This window comes from Alcanivorax sp. HI0083, from assembly GCF_001635175.1.
The window spans coordinates 1-1,157 of the sequence record NZ_LWFX01001381.1 but is presented as its reverse complement, the minus strand read 5'-3'; the positions used below and the strand labels follow the sequence as shown (position 1 = coordinate 1,157).

Annotated in this window: 1 protein-coding gene; it reads left to right on the top strand. The window is 60.1% G+C overall.

Going from position 1 to position 1,157, the window contains the following annotated elements; all coding sequences use genetic code 11:
- Positions 1 to 61 precede the first annotated feature (61 nt).
- A partial coding sequence (locus A3754_RS20880; RefSeq protein WP_063521216.1) for a PepSY domain-containing protein occupies positions 62 to 1,157 on the top strand: 1,096 nt, incomplete at its 3' end.

Here is a 1,157-nt window from a genome sequence, read left to right as displayed (position 1 = left end):
GCCTGGATGGCGCTGCAAACCACAGCCTTGTATGGGGGTGGCGCATGAAGGGAGGTGGCGCATGAAGGCGGACCGTTTGCGACGTTTTATCGACCTGCATGCCTGGCTGGGCATGGCCAGTGGCCTGGCCCNGTTTGTGGCGTTTTTTGCCGGCGCCCTCAATGTGTTCCATCACGAGCTGCACCACTGGCAGACGCCGCAGGCCACCGAGGCGGCATCGCAAGATGCCATCGATGGGCAGGCGTTGCTTGCCCGTGTTACCCACCAATACCCGGATGCGCGCAAGCGCCTTTTTTTCCTCCCGGAGGAAGACCCGGCGGTAATGTGGTTTCAGTCCAGCGATTCTGGTGCGGAAGAAGGCGGTGCGGGGGAGTGGCTTACCGCCCATGCCACGGATTTCGACGAGGCGGGCAAGTATGTTGAAAAGCCTCGTTCGGCACTGGCGGATTTTATCAACCAGCTGCATTACCAGTTAGCGATTCCCGGTGGCGGCCTGCCCATCAACCTGGGCATGACCTTTATGGGGCTGATCTCGATACTGTACGGCGCTGCCCTGTTCACCGGCCTGGTGATTCATTGGCCGAAACTGCGCAAGGAATTTTTTGCCCTCAAGCATGAGGGCAACATGCGCCGTTACTGGAAGAACATGCACAACCTGATCGGTGTGGTCAGCTTGCCCTTCCACTTGATCATGTCGGTGACCGGCGCCGCCATGGGCGCCTTTACCCTGGTGGCAGTGGTGCTCGGTACCCTGGTGTTTGGCCCGCAGCTGCGCGGGGTTATTGAAGAGGAAACGGCGGTATGGCCCCCGGTGCAAAGCCAGGGAGAAAGCGTTGCCATGGTGCCGATGGCGGATTATCTGTCTGCTGCGGCCGATGCCTTGCCTGAAATGAGCGTGGATTGGGTGGAAATTCGCGGTTATGGCGATGCGGCCGGCTGGGTGGATGTGGCCGGATCTGTGCCCGGATATGTGGGGCATCACGCGCATGTGGTGCTGGACCCTGCGATGGGTGTCTTGAACGTGATCGCTCCGGGGCAGCGCAGCCTGAACTTTGATTCGTTCTCGCCGGTGTACTCCCTGCATTTTGGCGATTACGGCGGGATGCTGGTGAAATGGCTGTACTTCGCCATGGGCTTGCTGGGGGCGTTGTTGTTTG